This window comes from Caulobacter sp. ALps2, from assembly GCF_058681635.1.
Genome location: NZ_CM178743.1, coordinates 4,516,697 through 4,533,808, shown reverse-complemented (window position 1 = coordinate 4,533,808; position 17,112 = coordinate 4,516,697). Strand labels below are relative to the sequence as shown.

Annotated in this window: 16 protein-coding genes; 5 read left to right on the top strand and 11 right to left on the bottom strand. The window is 65.9% G+C overall.

Annotation, left to right across the window (positions count from 1 at the left end; all coding sequences use genetic code 11):
• Positions 1 to 18 precede the first annotated feature (18 nt).
• Positions 19 to 513, top strand: coding sequence for an SRPBCC family protein (locus ACW173_RS21240; RefSeq protein WP_012286374.1), 495 nt, complete (start codon positions 19 to 21; stop codon positions 511 to 513).
• A 15-nt stretch (positions 514 to 528) separates the two neighbouring features.
• Here ACW173_RS21240 and ACW173_RS21235 read toward each other — a convergent pair whose 3' ends face one another.
• The 10 genes from ACW173_RS21235 to ACW173_RS21190 form a co-directional block, all read right to left on the bottom strand.
• A complete protein-coding gene (locus ACW173_RS21235) occupies positions 529 to 945 on the bottom strand; it encodes a response regulator (protein ID WP_012286375.1) in 417 nt (138 codons plus the stop codon).
• A gap of 77 nt (positions 946 to 1,022) precedes the next feature.
• Positions 1,023 to 1,649, bottom strand: coding sequence for a response regulator transcription factor (locus tag ACW173_RS21230; RefSeq protein ID WP_012286376.1), 627 nt, complete (start codon positions 1,647 to 1,649; stop codon positions 1,023 to 1,025).
• The gene (locus ACW173_RS21225; protein WP_492082045.1) at positions 1,646 to 3,175 is read right to left on the bottom strand and encodes a PAS domain S-box protein; all 1,530 of its coding nucleotides are present in this window, start codon (positions 3,173 to 3,175) and stop codon (positions 1,646 to 1,648) included. The genes ACW173_RS21230 and ACW173_RS21225 overlap by 4 nt, the downstream gene beginning before the upstream one ends.
• A 355-nt stretch (positions 3,176 to 3,530) precedes the next feature.
• Positions 3,531 to 4,448, bottom strand: a complete 918-nt coding sequence (gene copD, locus ACW173_RS21220; protein WP_492082044.1) for a copper homeostasis membrane protein CopD — start codon at positions 4,446 to 4,448, stop codon at positions 3,531 to 3,533.
• A gap of 4 nt (positions 4,449 to 4,452) precedes the next feature.
• Positions 4,453 to 4,821, bottom strand: a complete 369-nt coding sequence (gene copC, locus ACW173_RS21215; protein ID WP_492082043.1) for a copper homeostasis periplasmic binding protein CopC — start codon at positions 4,819 to 4,821, stop codon at positions 4,453 to 4,455.
• 108 nt (positions 4,822 to 4,929) lie between these two features.
• The gene (locus tag ACW173_RS21210; RefSeq protein WP_492082042.1) at positions 4,930 to 5,412 is read right to left on the bottom strand and encodes a DUF411 domain-containing protein; all 483 of its coding nucleotides are present in this window, start codon (positions 5,410 to 5,412) and stop codon (positions 4,930 to 4,932) included.
• A 41-nt stretch (positions 5,413 to 5,453) separates the two neighbouring features.
• Positions 5,454 to 6,065, bottom strand: coding sequence for a c-type cytochrome (locus tag ACW173_RS21205; protein WP_012286381.1), 612 nt, complete (start codon positions 6,063 to 6,065; stop codon positions 5,454 to 5,456).
• 114 nt (positions 6,066 to 6,179) lie between these two features.
• Positions 6,180 to 6,671, bottom strand: a complete 492-nt coding sequence (locus ACW173_RS21200) for a YybH family protein (RefSeq protein WP_099578302.1) — start codon at positions 6,669 to 6,671, stop codon at positions 6,180 to 6,182.
• Positions 6,672 to 6,704: 33 nt separating this feature from the next.
• Positions 6,705 to 7,901, bottom strand: coding sequence for a copper resistance protein B (locus ACW173_RS21195; RefSeq protein WP_492082041.1), 1,197 nt, complete (start codon positions 7,899 to 7,901; stop codon positions 6,705 to 6,707).
• Complete coding sequence (locus tag ACW173_RS21190) at positions 7,898 to 9,733, bottom strand: copper resistance system multicopper oxidase (RefSeq protein ID WP_492082040.1); 1,836 nt, start codon at positions 9,731 to 9,733, stop codon at positions 7,898 to 7,900. The genes ACW173_RS21195 and ACW173_RS21190 overlap by 4 nt, the downstream gene beginning before the upstream one ends.
• 233 nt (positions 9,734 to 9,966) lie before the next feature.
• On the opposite strand from ACW173_RS21190, the gene ACW173_RS21185 reads away from it, so the two are divergent.
• Positions 9,967 to 11,136 (top strand): acyltransferase family protein, encoded by a 1,170-nt coding sequence (locus ACW173_RS21185; RefSeq protein WP_492082039.1) that lies wholly within the window; start codon positions 9,967 to 9,969, stop codon positions 11,134 to 11,136.
• 63 nt (positions 11,137 to 11,199) lie between these two features.
• On the opposite strand, the gene ACW173_RS21180 is transcribed toward ACW173_RS21185, so the two are convergent.
• On the bottom strand, positions 11,200 to 12,345 hold the full coding sequence (locus ACW173_RS21180; RefSeq protein WP_492082038.1) for a GNAT family N-acetyltransferase: 1,146 nt from the start codon (positions 12,343 to 12,345) through the stop codon (positions 11,200 to 11,202).
• Between the two features lie 556 nt (positions 12,346 to 12,901).
• Here ACW173_RS21180 and ACW173_RS21175 point away from each other — a divergent pair.
• From ACW173_RS21175 to ACW173_RS21165, 3 genes are all read left to right on the top strand, one after another.
• Complete coding sequence (locus ACW173_RS21175; RefSeq protein ID WP_492082037.1) at positions 12,902 to 15,595, top strand: TonB-dependent receptor; 2,694 nt, start codon at positions 12,902 to 12,904, stop codon at positions 15,593 to 15,595.
• A gap of 62 nt (positions 15,596 to 15,657) precedes the next feature.
• Positions 15,658 to 16,362: a hypothetical protein gene (locus ACW173_RS21170; RefSeq protein ID WP_492082036.1), complete on the top strand. Its 705-nt coding sequence runs from the start codon at positions 15,658 to 15,660 to the stop codon at positions 16,360 to 16,362.
• A gap of 7 nt (positions 16,363 to 16,369) precedes the next feature.
• The gene (locus ACW173_RS21165; protein WP_492082035.1) at positions 16,370 to 17,086 is read left to right on the top strand and encodes a PepSY domain-containing protein; all 717 of its coding nucleotides are present in this window, start codon (positions 16,370 to 16,372) and stop codon (positions 17,084 to 17,086) included.
• The last annotated feature ends 26 nt before the right edge of the window (positions 17,087 to 17,112 follow it).

The window sequence follows — 17,112 nt, the reverse complement described above, 5'->3', positions numbered from 1 at the left end:
CCGTCTGGAAGAACGACGATGCCGACAAACCTAGAGACCCTGGTCCATATCGCGGCGCCGGCGATCGCTGTCTTCGCCCGACTCGACGATCAGACTCGGCTGGGCGCGCACATGGAACGACCTTCCCCGATGATGGGCGGCGGCCGCATGACCTTTGAGTTCGATGGGAGGCGCGGTCAGGCCATAGGCTCCCACATCAAGATGGGCGGCTCGGCGTTCGGAATCTCCCTCTACGTGGACGAAGTCGTGACGGAGCGCGAGCCGCCGCGCCGCAAGGCCTGGGAAACGGTCGGCCACCCACGCCTACTCGTGGTCGGCGCCTACCGGATGGGCTTCGACATCACACCGGTCGCTGGTGGTTCGGACCTGCGCGTCTGGATCGCCTACAACCTTCCGCCGGGCCTGCTCGGCCGCTGGCTAGGCCCGTTCCTGGCGCCATTCTACGCCAAGTGGTGCGTGGGCCAGATGGCGCGCGACGCGGCGACCTATTTTGCCCAGTCCCATTCACTCTAGGCGCGCTCCGAGCGATCAGGCGCTACCAGCGAGGCGTTGCTGATCATTCGAGTGTCGCGCCACAGCGTCAAGAACGGCCCTGAAAATGATCGGCTTTGCGATCACATCGTCAAAGCCGGCCTCTTGCGCCCGCTTTTCCAGCCGCGGGTCATAATAGGCGGAGATCATGATGGCGCCGCCCCGCCAGCCCTTACTCCTGAGACCCTTGAGAAGCGCCAGGCCGTCGATGTCGGGCATCCGGTAGTCGACGATGAGGCAGTCGGCGCACAACGACTGGGGATCGGCCAGAAGGGCGCGCCCGCTGGTATATCCCCGCACGTGATAGCCACGGGCCGTCAGCATCAGCTGGATCGACCGGCGCACCCCATGATCGTCATCCGACAGCAGGATCGTAAAGCGCTGCTCGGCCGTATAGCCGGTGGTCGGGGGCATGGTTTGGGTACGCTCGCACAGGGCAGGGGTCGAGATACGATCTCAGACCCGCCCCGCGCAGTCGCTACGTAAACGTCCTAGCGCTTGGAGGACGCCCCCATACCGGCCGCAAAGGCGATCCTCAGCGCGTCGGAAAGGCAGTGAACTCCCAATTTCGTCATCAAGCTCGCGCGGTGAACTTCCACGGTGCGCGAAGACACGCCCAGATCATAGGCGATAGTCTTGTTGGGGTAGCCTTGGGCCAGACCCTCCAGGATTTCCTGTTCGCGCGGCGTTAGCGCTGCAACGCGCACCAGCGCTTCGGCCTCTTCCGTCGCTCGAATGTCGGCATTGTCGAGCCGGGCGAACGCCCGCGCGACGGCGTCGAGCACGGCCGCCTTCTCGAAGGGCTTCTCAAGGAAGTCGATGGCTCCGGCCTTCATCGCCTGCACGGCGATCGAGACGTCTCCGTGTCCGGTGACCACCACAACGGGCATGTTGACCCCACGAGCGGCCATCTCGGTCTGCACCTGAAGCCCGTCCATGTCAGGCATCCGGACATCGAGAAGCACGCAACCGACCTCGGCGTTCCGGGCGACCTTCAGGAACTCTACGCCGGACGCGTAGCTATGGACGAGATAGCCCGAGGACCGCAGCAGGAACCCTGCGGACTTTCTTATGGCCTCCTCGTCGTCGACGAGATGGACGATCCGCTTGTCTCTCATTTCTCTTCGTCCGCCCGCCCATGAATGAGTGTGAATCGGAAGGCCGTGCCGCCGCCCGGCAACGCGTCGGCCAAGATGCGTCCGCCATGCGCCTCGATGATCGTTCGGCAGATCGACAGGCCAAGACCCATGCCTTCGGCCTTGCTGCTGACGAAAGCCTGGAACAGTCGAGGCGCGATCTCGTCGGAAATGCCGGGCCCCGTATCCTCGACCGACACCTCGATCGCGCCGTCGGGCCGGAGCAAGGTCGACACGGTCAGTTCTCGCACCTCTGATTCCGCCATGGCCTCTACGGCGTTGCGCATGAGGTTCACGAGGACTTGCTGGATCTGCACGCGATCGACGAGGGCCGGCGTAGCCTCGAGATCGAACCTGAAAAAGCTCCTGACGCCGCGCTCTCGCGCACCGACCAGAGCCAGATTGCCGGCTTCCTCGATCAGCCGGGGTAGGTCCTCGATGCTCTTGTCCACGTCGCCGCGCGCGACGAAATCCCGAAGCCGGCGAACGATAAATCCTGCGCGCAACGTCTCGCTCGCGGCTTCCCCAACGGCCTCGCGCAATAGGGAGTGGTCGATCTCGGCGTCGCCGATCAGCAGATCGCGGATTGTCTCAAGGTAGTTGGCCACCGCCGTCAAAGGCTGGTTGATTTCGTGGGCGAGGGTGGAGGCCATAGTGCCCATGGCGCTCAGTCGCGAGACGTGAACGAGTTCCGCCTGCAGTTCCTTGAGCCTGAGCTCGTCACGCTCCTTCGCGGTCAGGTCCCGAACGAAGCCGGTGAAGATCCGGCTGCCGTCCTCGCCGGCCTGGCCGACGGATAGCTCCATGGGAAAGGTGGTCCCGTCACGGCGCTGGCCCACCACCACGCGACCCATTCCGATGACGCGGCGCTCGCCGGTTTCGAGATAGTGGGCGATATACTGGTCGTGGCGGCCGCGGTCAGGCTCCGGCATGAGACAGGAGATGTTCCTGCCGAGCAGCTCGCTTTCCCCGTAGCCGAACAGGCGCTCGGCCGCCGCGCTGAACGAGGTAATCGTACCTCGCTCGTCGATGATGATCATGGCGTCGGGAACGGTGGCGAGTATGGACTGCAGATGCTGCTCTCGGGCCTCGATCGACGCCCGCACGGCAACATCCACGGTGATGTCGCGCGCGATGCAGCTAAAGCCCCGCAGGACGCCGCTCTCGTCCCACAGCGCGTTTATCGTCAGCCGTGCAAGATACTCGGAACCGTCGTGACAAACGCGCCAAGCGTCACGTTCCAGGAGGCCGTCCTTCACTGCGGCAGACAGATCGGCCGCGGGCCGTCCCTCGGCAATTCCGTCGGGCGGGTAGAAGAGTTCGTGGGAACGCCCACGCACTTGTTCGGGAGGCCAATATCCGACGACCTCGGTCGCGTTGTTCATATCGAGGATGACGCCTTGCGGATCCAGCAACACGATGGCGTAGCCGCTCGCCTGGCGCATCATCAGGGCCCCAAGCGCGCTCGCCTTCGAGGCCGCGCGGGCATTCCCATCGCTAACGCTCATGCCAATCTCCGCGCGTGATCAAGCCGCTGGGATGGACGAGGGGGGCGCTTCATCAGTGTTTTGCCGGCGCTGCGCAGGCTTGGAACACCCCACTGCCGTGAAGCCGCCGCCCGCTGACGCGCCACAGCTTGGAGTGTCCCGTCGTGTAAGCACCGGCCATGCATCAAGAGGTCTCACAAGGAAACGCTTCGAGGGATACGCGTCCGGTTGGGTCTATCCCTCAAGCAATCGGCCCAAGGCGATTTCGAAGCGCCCTGATGCGGCAAGGCCCCAAAGAACGGAGCCGAGCAGGAGGTGACCGCCGAGCCCGCCGAGTGGCCGCCCTTTGCCGGCCATATCCATTGTGCGGTAGATGCTAGAGGGCCGCTGGCGGGGCCAACGTGCCCAGCCAGGCGACGAGCGCGAGCACCCCGAGCCCGGCGGCCGATTCCAGCGCCACGCTGCGTTTGAGCGCGGAAAGCGCTGAGGTCCCCCTGGCGCGGGCCATATCCCGCTCCAGCCGAGGCGTGAGCGCGAAACGGTTGAGCGCGGCCAGGCTGAGCATCAAGCCAAAGACGACCAGCTTGGCCAGCAGCGCCACGCCCCACGCGGTCGAGGCCGCCAAGACAATTTGGCTCGGCCCGACGAGGAACCAGACATTGACCAGGCCGGTCAGCACCAGGGCCGCGACGACCAGCGAACCGACGCCGGAAAACCCCTCAAGGGCCTGGTGGAGTTCGCGCAACGACGTCTCGCTCGGGGTGCGAGCGCCAAGGATCAGGGCCGCCAAGGCCGCCAGGGCGCCCAGCCAGACACCGGCCGCCAGCAGGTGGACGATGTCGGCGACCAGCTTGAACGCGCCGCTCAGGCCCGCGCCGTCGGCGCCATGTCCGCTCCAGGCGAAGCTGCCCAGGGCAATGGCGCCCAGGGCGGACGCGGCCGACCACAAGGCGCGCGAGGGGCGGCCGCCCAGGGCGACAATCACGGCGGCGAGACCCGCGATCAAGCGGACGATCACCGACAGGCCAAATTGCGTGCCGGTCGCGACCATCGCCAGGGTCTCGCGATCAAAGGCGTCGGCCGCGCTTCCGGCCATCATCGCGGTCTGGGCCAGCAGGGCCAGACCCGATCCGATCATCACGGCCACGCCGCCAGCCAGGACCAGGCGTCTCGGCCAGATCATCGTGACCCCGCCACTCGCCAAGCCATAGAGACAAAAGAGCGGCGATCCGAATAGGACCGCCGCGCCGATGTACTGGACCAGGCGCGCGAGAACGACGGCCAGTTCGATCATGGGCCTAGCGCACCGTGAAGGTGTAGGCGCCGTTCATGCGGTGCGCGTCGGCGGTGACGGCGTGCCAGGTGACCTTATAGGCGCCGGGCGCGAGCGGAGCGGCCAGCGCGCCCTCCAGACCCATGCCGTCGGCGGCGACCGTCGTCTTGATCGAGACAGCCGCGCCGGCGGCGTTGGCGATCTCGAAGCCCGAAAATTTCGGTTCCAACTTTTCGCTGAACTTCAGGTTCAGCGCCTTGGGGGCGGCGACCGTGGCGTTGGGCGCCGGATTGGCGGTCACCAGCTTGGCGTGGGCGAGCGCCTGGGACGCACCCAGGAGCATGGCGCCGGCGGCGATCGTCGCCAGCAGGGTCGAGGTGGTCTTGGTGGTCATGACTTGTCTCCAGGAGACGACGCCCCGGTCGCCCGATGATGATACGCGCCATTCAGAGCCGAGCCCTCGCGACGCCGTGAAGAATTCTCCCGATCGCGAAGTCCGCGGTCAGCCATGGCGCGCGAAAACGCGCGTGGAGCCCTTGGCGTCCAGCAGCAAAAGAGTGGCATAGGATTCGGAGGGCGCTCCCGCGATTTCCATACCGGGCGAACCGATCGGCATGCCTGGCAGCACCAGGCCCAGCGCCTTGGGCCGTTCTCTCAGCAGCCGCAGGATATCGGCCGGTGGAACATGGCCTTCGATAGTGTAGCCGCCGATCCGCGCGGTGTGGCAGGACGACAGCGCGTCGGGCACTCCATAGGTCGCCCGCACGCTCGTCAGATCGTTGAGAACCGATACCCGCGGCTTGAGGCCAGCCGACGCCAGGGCGTCGATCCACTTACCGCAGCAGGCGCAGACCGGCGTCTTGTAGACCTGAATGGCGAGCGGGTCGGCGGCTTTGGCGCAGCCGGCGAGCAGGGTGGCCGCCGCAGCCGCGCCCAGCAGAACGGTGCGCCGGGCCATGGGCGAGACCGGGGTGAAACGTGTCATTGGGAGGTCCTGCGGTTCCAAGGCCAAGGCGCCGGGCGAGGCTAAGGTTTGCCGGCGGGCATCGGCATGTTCGACATCCCCGGCATGTCACGCATCATCGCGTCGTGATCTTCCGGGGCGCTCTTGATGGCGGCCTGGTATTGTTCGGGCGACATCGATGGCAATTGGCGCACGAAGGCGACCATGTCCCACATCAATTCGTCGCTGTGGGTGCGGCCCCAGGCAGGCATGGCGGTCATCTTCACCCCATGCTTGATCATCCAGAACTCCTGGGCCGGGCTATGACCCAAGGTGCGGTAGAGTTCGGGCGCTTGCGGGTAGAGACCCTGGCTGATCTCGGTCTTCTCAAGCCCTGGTCCTAGATGGCAGCCGCTGCACATCTCGGTGTAGAGGCCCGCGCCGACGGCGATGCGCTTGGGGTCATTGAGGTCGGCCGGGACCTTGATGTTGCGAGCGCGCACGGCGATGGAGCGGTCGCGGAGGCTTTGGATCATCCAATAGGTCGGCTTTGTGTGCGGAACATCGGCGCCGATATTGTAGAGCCCGGCGTAGAGACCCGCGCCGACGATCCCGCCAATCAACAGGGCCGCGACCGCGACGAAGGGCAGGCTCGGAAAGTGCCGCTTGAAATCGAGACGCTGCTTCTCGGTCATCGTTCGGCTCCGCGAAACGATCGGCGGCCAGGACGCCGATCTTGGATGTGATCCTTGCAACGTCTACGCGCCAGCCGGCGTCCATCCCTCGCCGCACCGTGATTGTGCCTGAGGCTATTTGGGTTTGGCGGCGCGCGACGACCAATGGATGTGGACGATCTTCCATCCCGCGGGTCCGTTGCGCAGCATCATGGATTCGGCTGACAGCCTGTCCACCGGCTTGCCGTTGTAGGTCCCGGTCATGCGGCTCTCGGTGACGATGTAGGCCAAGTCGCCGATCGCCTCACCGGTGCTGGCCAGCGGCGTGCTGGGCACCGCGTGGGTGAAGGCGGCGTCGGCCGCCAAGTGATGGCTGGCATATTCGGCCCGCGAACGCTCCGCGCCGCCCTCCTCGACAATGAGGACATCAGGCGCCAGATAGTCCAAGGCCCGTTGCGTCTCGCCCGCGGCCAGAGCCGCGTGGAACCCTTCCACCGCCTGTCGAGCGGCGCGGGCCGACGGCGACACCTGGCCTGATGGGGCTGCTGTCTTGGCCGGTTCGTGGGCCTGCGCGGCGCTCGCCGCCACAAGCACGACCGCGGCTAAGAGCGATATCGAACGTGTCATTCAGATCTCCAACCGATGGGCGCTGAGGCCGTTCTAGAACCAGGCGCGAAGGCCCAGTACGACGCGAGCGTCTTCGACATCCTCGCCGCCGGTTCGGGCGTAGTCGGCGGTCTTGCCGAACTTGCGGTCGTAGGTGACGCCGACATAGGGCGCGAACTCGCGGCGGATCTCGTAACGCAGGCGCAGGCCAAGCTCGACATCCGACAAACCGGAGCCGACGCCGGTCGCCCGGTCGTTCGAGGCGGCGAGATTGAGTTCGGCGCGCGGCTGAATGATCAGGCGCTGAGTCAGGCGCTGATCGTAGTAGCCCTCCAAACGCGCCGACAGGTCGCCTTTGTTGGACAGGAACGCCGCGCCGCTGACCTCGAACCAATAGGGCGCGAGGCCCTCGAAGCCGATAGTCGCATAGGTCCGTGAAGGCCTGGGCTCGAAGTCATGGCGCACACCGGCCTGGAGATTGAAGTACGGCCCGACGCTGCGCGAATAGAGCGCTTGAAGTTCGGCGCGGTTCAGCCCATCGCCACTGAGGCCTTCGCCTTCCGATTTGAGCGTCAGGCGGTTGATGTCGCCGCCAAACCAGGCTTCGCCCTCCCAGCGATAACTGTCCTTGCCCGAACGTGGCGCCCATTCGGCGAAATTGGCCATCACCAGCGAGGTGACGCCACCGCCGTGTTCCTTACGCAGCTGCGCGCGCGCCTTGGCCATGCCCGTCGGGTCAAAGACATTGTCGGCTGCATGGTCGGTGGGCGCGGGCGGCGGCGGCGTATTGGGAATATCGCCCATGTCAGCCATCGAACTCATGGCCTGGTCCGTGTTCATCCCTGGCATGGGCATCGCGGCCATGTCGTGGCCGGCGTGCGGATCGGCGGACGTGGCAGGCATCGGCATGGCCCCCATGTCCTGGCCCGTCGGGGCGGCGGGCATGGCCATCGTGCTCATGTCGTGGCCAGCGTGGGGATCGGCGACCTGGCCGCTGGCGGGCGATGGCCTGGCCATCGCGCCCATGGCGCGCCCGGCGGCGGGCTTGGCCGTCGTCCGTGGCGCAGCGGCCTTCCGAGGGGCCGCCTTCTTCTTGACGACCGGCTTCTGGGCAGGCGGTTTTTTGGCAACCGGCTTGGCCGTGGGCGCGGGCATCTGCATGCCCGGCATCATCGAATGGTCCATGGTCTGAGCCAGCGCCGGCGCGCCCAACATCAGCGGCAGGAGGCCGATCAAAGCTGCGGTCTTCATGCTGCGGCTCCTTCAAGCGGCCGCACGCTGAACACTTGGAACATGCCCGCGTGCATGTGGTAGAGCATGTGGCAGTGGAAGGCCCAATCACCCGGGTCGGCTGTGAAGTCCCACGACACCTTGCCGCCCGGCAGCACGATGACCGTATGTTTTCGCGGGCCGTAGCCGACCGGCGCATGGGTCAGCTCGAAGAAGTGGCCGTGCAGGTGGATTGGGTGTGCCATCATGGTGTCGTTGACCAGGGTGACCCGGACTCGCTCGTTCTTTTCGAAGGCGTAGGGCTTGGTGGTCTCGCTGAACTTCTGCCCGTCGAACCCCCACATGAAACGCTCCATGTTCCCGGTCAGCCGGATCTCCAGCGCCCGCGTCGGCGCGCGCACGTCGGGGTTTTGTGTCAAGGCGACGAGGTCCTTGTAGACCAGCACCCGATGGCCGACGCTTTCCAGGCCCTGCCCAGGCTCGCCAGTGCGATCCATGGGCATCGGCGCGATCGTCTGGACCCCGGGGCCGAGCTTGATCTGGGGCGCGTTGGCCCCGTCCCGCATCGACATCTTCATGCCGCCCATATCGCCCATGGCGTCCGACCCGCGGGGTTTGGGCGCGGCCATACCCGGTGGCGGACTCATGCCCGCCATCTCATGACCCATGGCGGCGTGGTCCATCCCCTGCATCGCGCCTGGACTGCTCATATCCATGCCGCCCATGTCCATGTTGCCCATGTCCATGCCCATGTCCTTCATGGTGGCCAGGGGCCGCTCGCGCAGGGGCGGGACCGGCGCGGTCATCCCCGCGCGCGGTGCCAGCGTGGCGCGCGCCATGCCCGAGCGGTCGACGGCCTCGGCGACGAGCGTGAAGGCCTTGTCCTCGGTGGGTTGGACGATGACGTCGTAGGTCTCGGCGTTGCCGATCTGGAACTCGTCGACTTCGACGGGACGCACCGTCTGGCCGTCGGCGGCCACCACGGTCAGCTTCAGGCCGGGAATCCGCACGTTGAACATCATCTGGGCGGCGGTGTTGATGAACCGCAGGCGCACCCGCTCGCCCGGCGTGAACAGGCCGGTCCAGTTGTCGGCGGGGCCGTGGCCGTTGACCAGGAACGTCATCACCGCGCCGGTGACGTCGGAAATGTCGGTGGGGTCCATGCGCATCTTCCCCCACTCCATCCGCTCCTGGAGTGTCTGGTCCTTGCCGGCCATCAGGCTGGAGAGGGTCTGCTTCTGGTAATTGAACACGCCGGCCTGCTGCTTCATGCGCTGGAAGATCAGGTGGGGGTGCATGAAGCTGAAATCGGAGAGCACGATCACATGCTCACGATCATAGGCGACCGGATCGGGCCCGGCCGGCTCGATGACGAGGGGGCCGTAGTGCCCCTCGGCCTCCTGCAGGCCCGAATGGCTATGATACCAGTAGGTGCCCGATTGCTTGACCGGGAATTCGTAGACGAAGGTCTCGCCGGGCGGGATGCCGGGGAAGCTGACGCCTGGCACGCCGTCCATCTGGAAAGGCACGAGCAACCCGTGCCAGTGGATCGAGGTCTCCTCGTCCAGAGTGTTGGTCACCGAGAGCCGGACGGTCTGGCCTTCCTTCAGGCGGATCAGGGGGCCGGGCACCGTGCCGTTGATGGTCACCGCGTGGCTCGTCTTACCGTCGATCGTTACCTCGGAATGGCCGATGGTCAGCTTGATATCCTGTCCCGAAACCGTGGGCAGGGTGGAGCCGAGGCCCTGCGTCGCGCTCTGCGCCCAGGTCGGGAGAAGAGCCCCGGTCGCCAGGCCCGCGCCCACCGCGGCGGCTCCGCGCAACAGCTGCCGACGGTCAAATTGAGTCATCATCCGAGATCCTGCGACTGGTGACCAGGATGCGGCTAGAGCAATCCCGTCCTGGTCACTACGTTTCAACACGATCATAGCCCTCGCCGATCCAGCCGATTTTTGCCGCATGCTCAATATTCGGGACCTCGCCGCGCCTTCAGCGGCGCGGAAGATCGTCGGGCTCGCGGCCGAGCAGGAAGGATGAGGGCTGACCTCTCCCCCGCGCGTATGGACACGACAGGGTGGGGACCAGAATGCGATCAGCCAAGCCGCTTAAACGCGAAGCTACGCCCTTCCCGAACGATCTGCCCGCGCTGACCTCGGTCCGCTTTGCGCTCGCCATGGGGGTGGTGCTCTTCCACTATCAACTCCAATGGCCTTGGGACGCCATGGCCTCGACCGGGATCCTCGATCGAGCCGGGCTCGGCGTCGACGCCTTCTTCATCTTGTCCGGCTTCGTTCTCACCCATGCCTATCGTCAGGCGCTGGTAGAAAGGCGGCTGAACTACCGCCGCTTCTTGGCGGCGCGCTTCGCACGCGTCTACCCGGCCCACATCGCCGTTTTGGGGTTCGTGCTGGTGATGGTTGGCGCGGGAACCCTGATCGGCGCGGAGTTTGATCGGCGGCTCTACAATCCTCTCGGTCTGCTCACGACCGTCCTGCTGGTGCATGCTTGGTTGCCTGAAACCGTCGTGGCGGAATGGAACGGCCCCTCGTGGTCGCTCTCCGCCGAATGGTTCGCCTATCTCGCCTTTCCCGCCTTTGCCTGGATCGGCCTCGTTCTGGCCCGTCGACCATGGATCCTGCTCGCCCTGTCGGCGCTGGTCTTCCTGGCGCTGGATTTGATCTACCAGGCGGTGTTTGGCGACCTGGTCGTCCACGCCCAACTGAACATGGGTGTGCTGCGGATCATACCCGAGTTTCTCTATGGCATAGGCCTCTACCGGTTGGGACAGCGGATGCGGCTCACACGGCGCCAAGCGATCGGCGCGGCCTGGCTGTCGACGATCATTCTGTTGCTGCTCATGCACTTCAAAGCGGACGAGCGGATCGTGGTGGCTGCGGCGGGGCCCTTGGTCCTCAGTCTGGCCCTTCTGTCGAAATCGGGCGCTGATCGCGCGGTCGCCCGGCCATCGATGCTGGCCGCAGGCGAGGCCTCCTACGCCTTGTACTTGGTCCACATGCCTATTCTGATTGGATGGAAGGGCGTCAATTCCGCTCTGACGCAGCGGCCGAGCGCCTATGTGCTGGCGTGGTGGGAGGTATCGTGCCTGCTCATGCTCACGCTCGTTGCCGCGTTCGCTGTGCATGTCTTCGTCGAGAGACCCGCGCGAACATGGATTCGGCGCGGCGCCGACCGTTTGCTACCCGCGACCGGCGCAAAGGCGATCATGGGGTCCGGATCGCAGCCTCCGGACGTCTAGGCAGGACTGCGCGAGCCGTTGTTGGAGTGCGCCGCATCGGCCTCCGCGCTGGCCCGGCCAGGTTCAAGGCTGCTCGCGTTCGGTGGCGCGGCGCCGACGGTCTTGGCTGGCCACGGCGAAGGCCAGGCCCCGCAGGCGGCCGGACAGGGTCAGGTCGACCTTGGCGATGGCGTCCATCCGTCGCCGCAGGCGGCCGACCGGCCCGGGGCTTTCGGCGCCGGCCAGCAGCCAGGCGGCGTCGATGGAGCGGGCGATGTCGCCGGCCAGGTTGCCGGCGGTCGCCAGGCCTGCGGTCACGATGCGGGTCCGCAAGGCGTAGACGCTCTTGTAGTGATCGTGACCGCAGCCGAGGTCGTAGGTTGTCAGGCCCAGGGCGGGCATGGCCGCGATCGCACGCGGGAAGAGCTGATGCCCGGGAGACCAAGGCCCATAGTCTGGGTGGGTGGAGGCGATCCAAGGGTGAAAGACCTCGCCCTGCCGCACGCCGAAATGCCCCGCCACCAGGGTGTCGCCGGCATAGAGGCAGATCATCAGGCCGCGAAGCTCGCCCTGTTGGCCTTCGAATAGCCCAGTCACCAGGTCGCGCGACCAAGCCGCGCCCAGGAAGTCGTGGGTTCCGGTGCGCATCAGCTGCTGGCGCTTCCAGGCGATCAACTGGTCGAAAGCCGGTCGTGACCGGTCGTCGGCGACCAGGCGCACGGCGCCGCACTCGCGTTCCAGCTTGGCGCCCAGCCGGCGGTAGTTCTTGATCTTCTTGGGATTGGCCGCCCGGACCTGCTCCAGATAGGCCTCGGGGCCGTCGCCCGGCGCGATCACATGGCCGACCTGATCGGCGCCTGGGCCGAACACCCCGAACGGATCGACCAGGCCGCCGAAGCGGAACGCCGACAATCCGGCGGCGGCGAGGGCGTCACGGCCGTCGAGCCCGGCGTCGGCGACGCCGACCAGGGCGTGATAGTCCGACAACGGCGCGCCGATCGGCCAGGCTTGGCCGCAGGCCCGGCGATGATAGGGCAGGTAGCCCAGCACGCGGCCGTGGCGCCGAAAGATCGCCACGCGCGCATCGGGCCGAAGGGCGCCGACCGCCTGGGTGAAATCCGGGCCGAGCAGAGGGTTGCGGAACTCGGGATGCGCCGAGGCCATGGCGCGCCATGTCTCGACGTCCTGGCTGTCCAGCGCGCACGGATGAACGGATCGGGTCTCGAGCATCGCGATCTCCCAGATCCGAGCGGCCGAAACCCTGGGATTGGCCGGAGCGCCCAGGCTTCATGTGGGTTCAGGGAAGTTCAGTCTGACGGCGAGACCTTACCGTGCTGTAAAAGTAAAATTCAACATTCCCATGATTGGAATGTTCAAATGCTCGTACATCTGAGTTGATTGACGGCTGTGACTCGATAACGGGTAACTCCAAACCTTACCATGATGGTATAGCATGTCGCCATGCGAGGTGATTATCTATCCCTCACGAGGTGATATTTTGTGACAATTTCAGCGCCTTTGTGTTCGAAGGGCGTTGATTATGATTTTTTGTGAAATAGTCATGTCGTCGTGGGCAATGCGGAAAATTGGGGCATTATTTTCCGCGCAGACTGGATATGCCACGGATGATCTCGTTTCCGGGGTTGCGTGATGGCAAGAATGGACCCCGTCTGCCTCCTCCCAAATGTATATACATAGATTGACTTGATCCCGGACGAACCCGGAACCTCGCCCGACGTGACCGCCAAAGGGACGGCGGACGGGGCCATGAGGTGAGGGGATCGCCATGAAACTGATCGACAAACGAACTCTGCTGGCGAGCGTCGCCGCCATGGCGACGCTGGTCGGCGCCGGACAGGCTTTCGCCCAAGCGACCGAGACGGCCACGGTCGAGGAGGTGATCGTCACCGGCAGCCGAATCAAGCGCGCCGACATCACCGGGGTTGGGCCGGCGACCGTGATTTCGCAGGACCAGATCGAGCGGACGGGCCTGACCAATGTCGAGTCCCTGTTGCAGCGCCTGCCGGCCTCGGCCGGCAACGCCGGCAACCAGACCAACGCCTATTGGACCGGCAACGGCTACGGCACCGCCCAGGTCAACCTGCGCGGCCTGGGCATCAACCGCACCCTGACCCTGATCAACGGCCGCCGGGTGGTGAACGGCGGCACCGGCGCCAACAGCGCGCCCGACCTGAACATGATCCCGACAGCGATCATCGGCCGCATCGACGTGCTCAAGGACGGGGCCTCGGCGATCTACGGCGCCGACGCCGTGGCCGGCGTCGTCAACATCATCACCCAGAACAACTTCGAGGGCCTGAAGCTCTCGGCCAAGTACGGCGTCACCGACGAGGGCGACGGCCAGGACTATACGGTCGACGTGCTCTGGGGCATGCGCAACGAACGCGGCGGGGTGACGGCGGGGCTGACCTACCAGAAGACCGAGGCGGTCAACCTGGCCAGCCGCGCGCCCTGCGGCCTGGGCGAGGTCGGCGGCCAGCTTGTCTGCATTTCCAGCGCTTCGACCATCGGCGGCCGGGCCGTGCTGCCCAATGGCCAGCAGATCAATTTCAACCAGACCCCCGGCGGCAACGGCAATTTCTACGAGCCCTACAGCGCCGCCAAGCATAACTTCAACTCCAACCCGTTCCTCAACGCCGTCAGCCCGATCGAGCGGATCAGCACCGCATTCCTGGCCGACTACAAGCTGACCGACACCGTCACCCTGTTTGGCGAGCTGTTCTTCACCCACCGTGAAAGCCACCAGATCGCCACGCCGGGAACCCTGCGCAACCTGGCCATCTCGGCCAGCAACCCGACCAATCCGACGGGCCAGAACATCACCTTGCTGCAGCGCCGCCTGGCCGAACCTGGGCCGCGGATCTTCTCGCAGGAGACCGACACCTACCGCTTCGTCGGCGGCGCGCGCGGTTCGCTGGCGGGTGACTGGACCTGGGAGGCGGCGGCCAACTGGGGCCGCAACACCGGCGTCGATGCGATGAGCAACATCGCCAATCTTGAGCGGGTGCGTAACTCGGTCAACACCAGCGTCTGCAGCACGACGCCCGGCGCGGCGATCCCCTGTATCGACTATCTCGGCGCTGGAGATGTGACGCCCGCGGCCCTGAAATACATCCTGTTCAATTCCCGCGACACCGGCGGCAACGAACAAAAGAGCGTCACCGCCGATGTCACCGGCACGCTGCTCAGCCTGCCTGCCGGCCGTCTGGCGGTGGCCGCCGGCGTCGTCTATCGCCAGGAAAAGGGCTGGCGTGATCCCGACGCCCTGACGGTGCTGGGCATCGCCAACACCAACCAGCAGGACCCGATCTCGGGTTCGGTGACCGCCAAGGAAGCCTATCTGGAACTTTCGGCGCCCCTGCTGGCCAACCTGCCGATGGTCCAGAGCCTGGATTTGGACGCGGCGGTCCGCTACTCGGATTATGACCTGTTCGGCTCGAACGAGACCTACAAGGTTGGTGTCAACTGGGCCGTGGTCCCGAGCCTACGCCTGCGCGCCACCTACGGCACCGGATTCCGCATCCCCAGCGTGCCCGAGCTGTTTGGCGGGGTGGCCGAGGGCAACCTGACGACCACCGATCCGTGCAGCCGCTACGCCAGCAGCGGCAACGCCACCCTGATCGCCAACTGCCAGGCCACTGGCGTTCCGGCCAACTACGTCCAACTGGGCAATACGGTGCTGACGACCGTCGGCGGCAACCAGAACCTGCAGCCGGAAACCGCCAAGACCCTGACGCTGGGGGCGGTGATCCAACCGCCGATCATCCCGGGCCTGTCGGTGACGGTCGACTACTTCGATATCGAGATCAAGGACGCCATCCGCTCGATCCCCGGCTCCACCAAGTTGGCCGTCTGCTATGCGACCCCCAGCCTGGCTCACCCGTTCTGCGGCGCCGCTAACTTCACGCGCAGTCCGCTGACCGGCGAGATCACTTATCTGTCCGCCCAGCCGACCAATGCCGGCCTGGAGAAGATGAAGGGCGTCGATGTCGGAGTTCGCTATGACTTCGACATCCGGGGCCTGCGCGCCAGCCTCGACTGGAACACCACCTATCTCGACAGCTATGTGGTGACCCCGTTCCAAGGCGCCGATCCTATCGTCTTCGACGGCCATATCGGCGGCGGCAACGGCGGCTATCCGCACTGGCGCTCCAATGGCAGCTTTTCGCTGATGGCCGAACGCTGGACGGGGACCTATTCGGTGCAGTGGATCGGCGAGGCCACCGACTTCAACGCCGCGCCCACGGCGATCGGCTACAAGTCGCCCGACGTCTTCTACCACAACGCCCAGTTCGCCTACCGGCTGGGGGGGCAGGCCGACATCGCCGTCGGCGTCGACAACCTCTTCGACAAGAAGGCGCCGTTCATCCAGAGCTGGACCGACGGCAACACCGACACCATGACCTACGACCTGCTGGGTCGGCGGGGCTATGTGCGGCTGAGCTACAAGTTCAACTAGTCCGTCTCCGCGCCTGGCTGGCCTCGCGGGCCGGCCAGGCGCCTCTCGATCAGGTGAAGACTATGCGTTGGCCGGCCCTCGCCCGGAACACTCACAAATGGCTCGGCCTCGTCATCGGCGTGCAGGCGGTCTTCTGGACCTTCAGCGGCCTCTACATGACCGCCGTCCATCTCGACATCATCCATGGCGACCACCTGGTGCGCCACGCGCCATCGCCGCCGCTGGAGCTTGCCAACCTGGTCGAGCCCGGCGCGGTGATGACGGCGGCGCCTAGCCAGGCCGTGCGGCTGGAGACCCAGTTGGGTCAGCCGGTCTACGTCGTGACGGGCGGCTCGGAGCGCGCCTTGTTCGACGCACGCACCGGCGACAAGCTGTCGCCGCTGGGCCAGGCCGCTGCGGAAGCTCGCGCCAAGGCGCTTTATGCCGGCGTCGGGCCGATCAAAGCCGTCGAGTTGCTCGGCAAGGCGCCGCCGGAAATCCGCGGTCGTCCGGCGCCGCTCTGGCGCATCGAGTTCCAGGGCTGGTGGCGACCGACGCTCTACATCTCGGCCCAGACCGGTGAGCTTGTCGCCAAGCGCCACGACCTGTGGCGCATCTTCGACTTCGTGTGGATGTTCCACATCATGGACTACCAGGAGCGCGAGAACGTCAACAACACGCTCCTGCGCGTCGCCACCTGGGCGGCCGTGGCCAGTTGCGCCAGCGGCGCCTGGCTCCTGATCTTCAGTTTCCGCCGTCGTCGGCGGGCCCGCAAAGCCGCCGCGTGAGACCGTCATGTTGCTGATCCGCACCCTGCACAAATGGTTTGGCCTGATCTTGGGCCTGCAGTTCCTGCTATGGACGGTGAGCGGGGCGATGATGGCCTTGCTCGACCACCACAAGGTCTCGGGCGAGCACACTGTGCGTGCGCCTGTTGCCTTGGCGGCGCCGACGAAGCTCGTGCCGATCGGCGAGCTAGCCACCTTGGTTGGCGCGCCAATCCAGAGCGTCAAGCTGCGGCCGCTGAACGGCCGCTACGTGTACGAGGCGAAGACCTCCGCAGGGACTTCGATGCTGGACGCCACCACCGGCCGGCCGGTGGTCATCGACGCCGTCGCCGCGCGCGGCCTGGCCGACGCCGCCTATGTCGGCGATGGCAAGATCACCGCCGTCGAACCGGTGACCCAGCACGGCCTGGAGACGCGCGGCCTGGTCCTGCCCCTGTGGAAGGCCAGCTTCAACGACGCGGACCACACCACCCTCTATGTCGCCGCCGCCACCGGCGACGTGGTCGAACGCCGAACCGACACCTGGCGGTTGTGGGACGTCTTCTGGATGCTGCACATCATGGACTATTCCAATCGCACCAGCTTCAACCACCCGCTGATCATCACGGTGGCGACAGGCGTCGCCTGGTTGGCCCTCAGCGGAGTCATCCTGCTCTTTCGCAGCTTCAGGCGATCGGATTTCGCCTGGGCTCTGGACGGACTGGACCGCTTGCGCTCACGTTAGCCTCCGCCACCAGCGCGGCCCCGCGC

Excerpts from the sequence above, each read along its gene's own strand:
- ACW173_RS21195 (WP_492082041.1), bottom strand. The coding sequence starts at position 7,901 with ATGAAGACCGCAGCTTTGATCGGCCTCCTGCCGCTGATGTTGGGCGCG.
- ACW173_RS21170 (WP_492082036.1), top strand. The coding sequence starts at position 15,658 with ATGCGTTGGCCGGCCCTCGCCCGGAACACTCACAAATGGCTCGGCCTC.
- ACW173_RS21180 (WP_492082038.1), bottom strand. The coding sequence starts at position 12,345 with ATGCTCGAGACCCGATCCGTTCATCCGTGCGCGCTGGACAGCCAGGAC.
- copD (WP_492082044.1), bottom strand. The coding sequence starts at position 4,448 with ATGATCGAACTGGCCGTCGTTCTCGCGCGCCTGGTCCAGTACATCGGC.
- ACW173_RS21205 (WP_012286381.1), bottom strand. The coding sequence starts at position 6,065 with ATGACCGAGAAGCAGCGTCTCGATTTCAAGCGGCACTTTCCGAGCCTG.
- ACW173_RS21210 (WP_492082042.1), bottom strand. The coding sequence starts at position 5,412 with ATGACACGTTTCACCCCGGTCTCGCCCATGGCCCGGCGCACCGTTCTG.
- ACW173_RS21175 (WP_492082037.1), top strand. The coding sequence starts at position 12,902 with ATGAAACTGATCGACAAACGAACTCTGCTGGCGAGCGTCGCCGCCATG.
- ACW173_RS21185 (WP_492082039.1), top strand. The coding sequence starts at position 9,967 with ATGCGATCAGCCAAGCCGCTTAAACGCGAAGCTACGCCCTTCCCGAAC.
- ACW173_RS21230 (WP_012286376.1), bottom strand. The coding sequence starts at position 1,649 with ATGAGAGACAAGCGGATCGTCCATCTCGTCGACGACGAGGAGGCCATA.
- ACW173_RS21235 (WP_012286375.1), bottom strand. The coding sequence starts at position 945 with ATGCCCCCGACCACCGGCTATACGGCCGAGCAGCGCTTTACGATCCTG.
- ACW173_RS21240 (WP_012286374.1), top strand. The coding sequence starts at position 19 with ATGCCGACAAACCTAGAGACCCTGGTCCATATCGCGGCGCCGGCGATC.
- ACW173_RS21200 (WP_099578302.1), bottom strand. The coding sequence starts at position 6,671 with ATGACACGTTCGATATCGCTCTTAGCCGCGGTCGTGCTTGTGGCGGCG.
- ACW173_RS21190 (WP_492082040.1), bottom strand. The coding sequence starts at position 9,733 with ATGATGACTCAATTTGACCGTCGGCAGCTGTTGCGCGGAGCCGCCGCG.
- ACW173_RS21165 (WP_492082035.1), top strand. The coding sequence starts at position 16,370 with ATGTTGCTGATCCGCACCCTGCACAAATGGTTTGGCCTGATCTTGGGC.
- ACW173_RS21225 (WP_492082045.1), bottom strand. The coding sequence starts at position 3,175 with ATGAGCGTTAGCGATGGGAATGCCCGCGCGGCCTCGAAGGCGAGCGCG.
- copC (WP_492082043.1), bottom strand. The coding sequence starts at position 4,821 with ATGACCACCAAGACCACCTCGACCCTGCTGGCGACGATCGCCGCCGGC.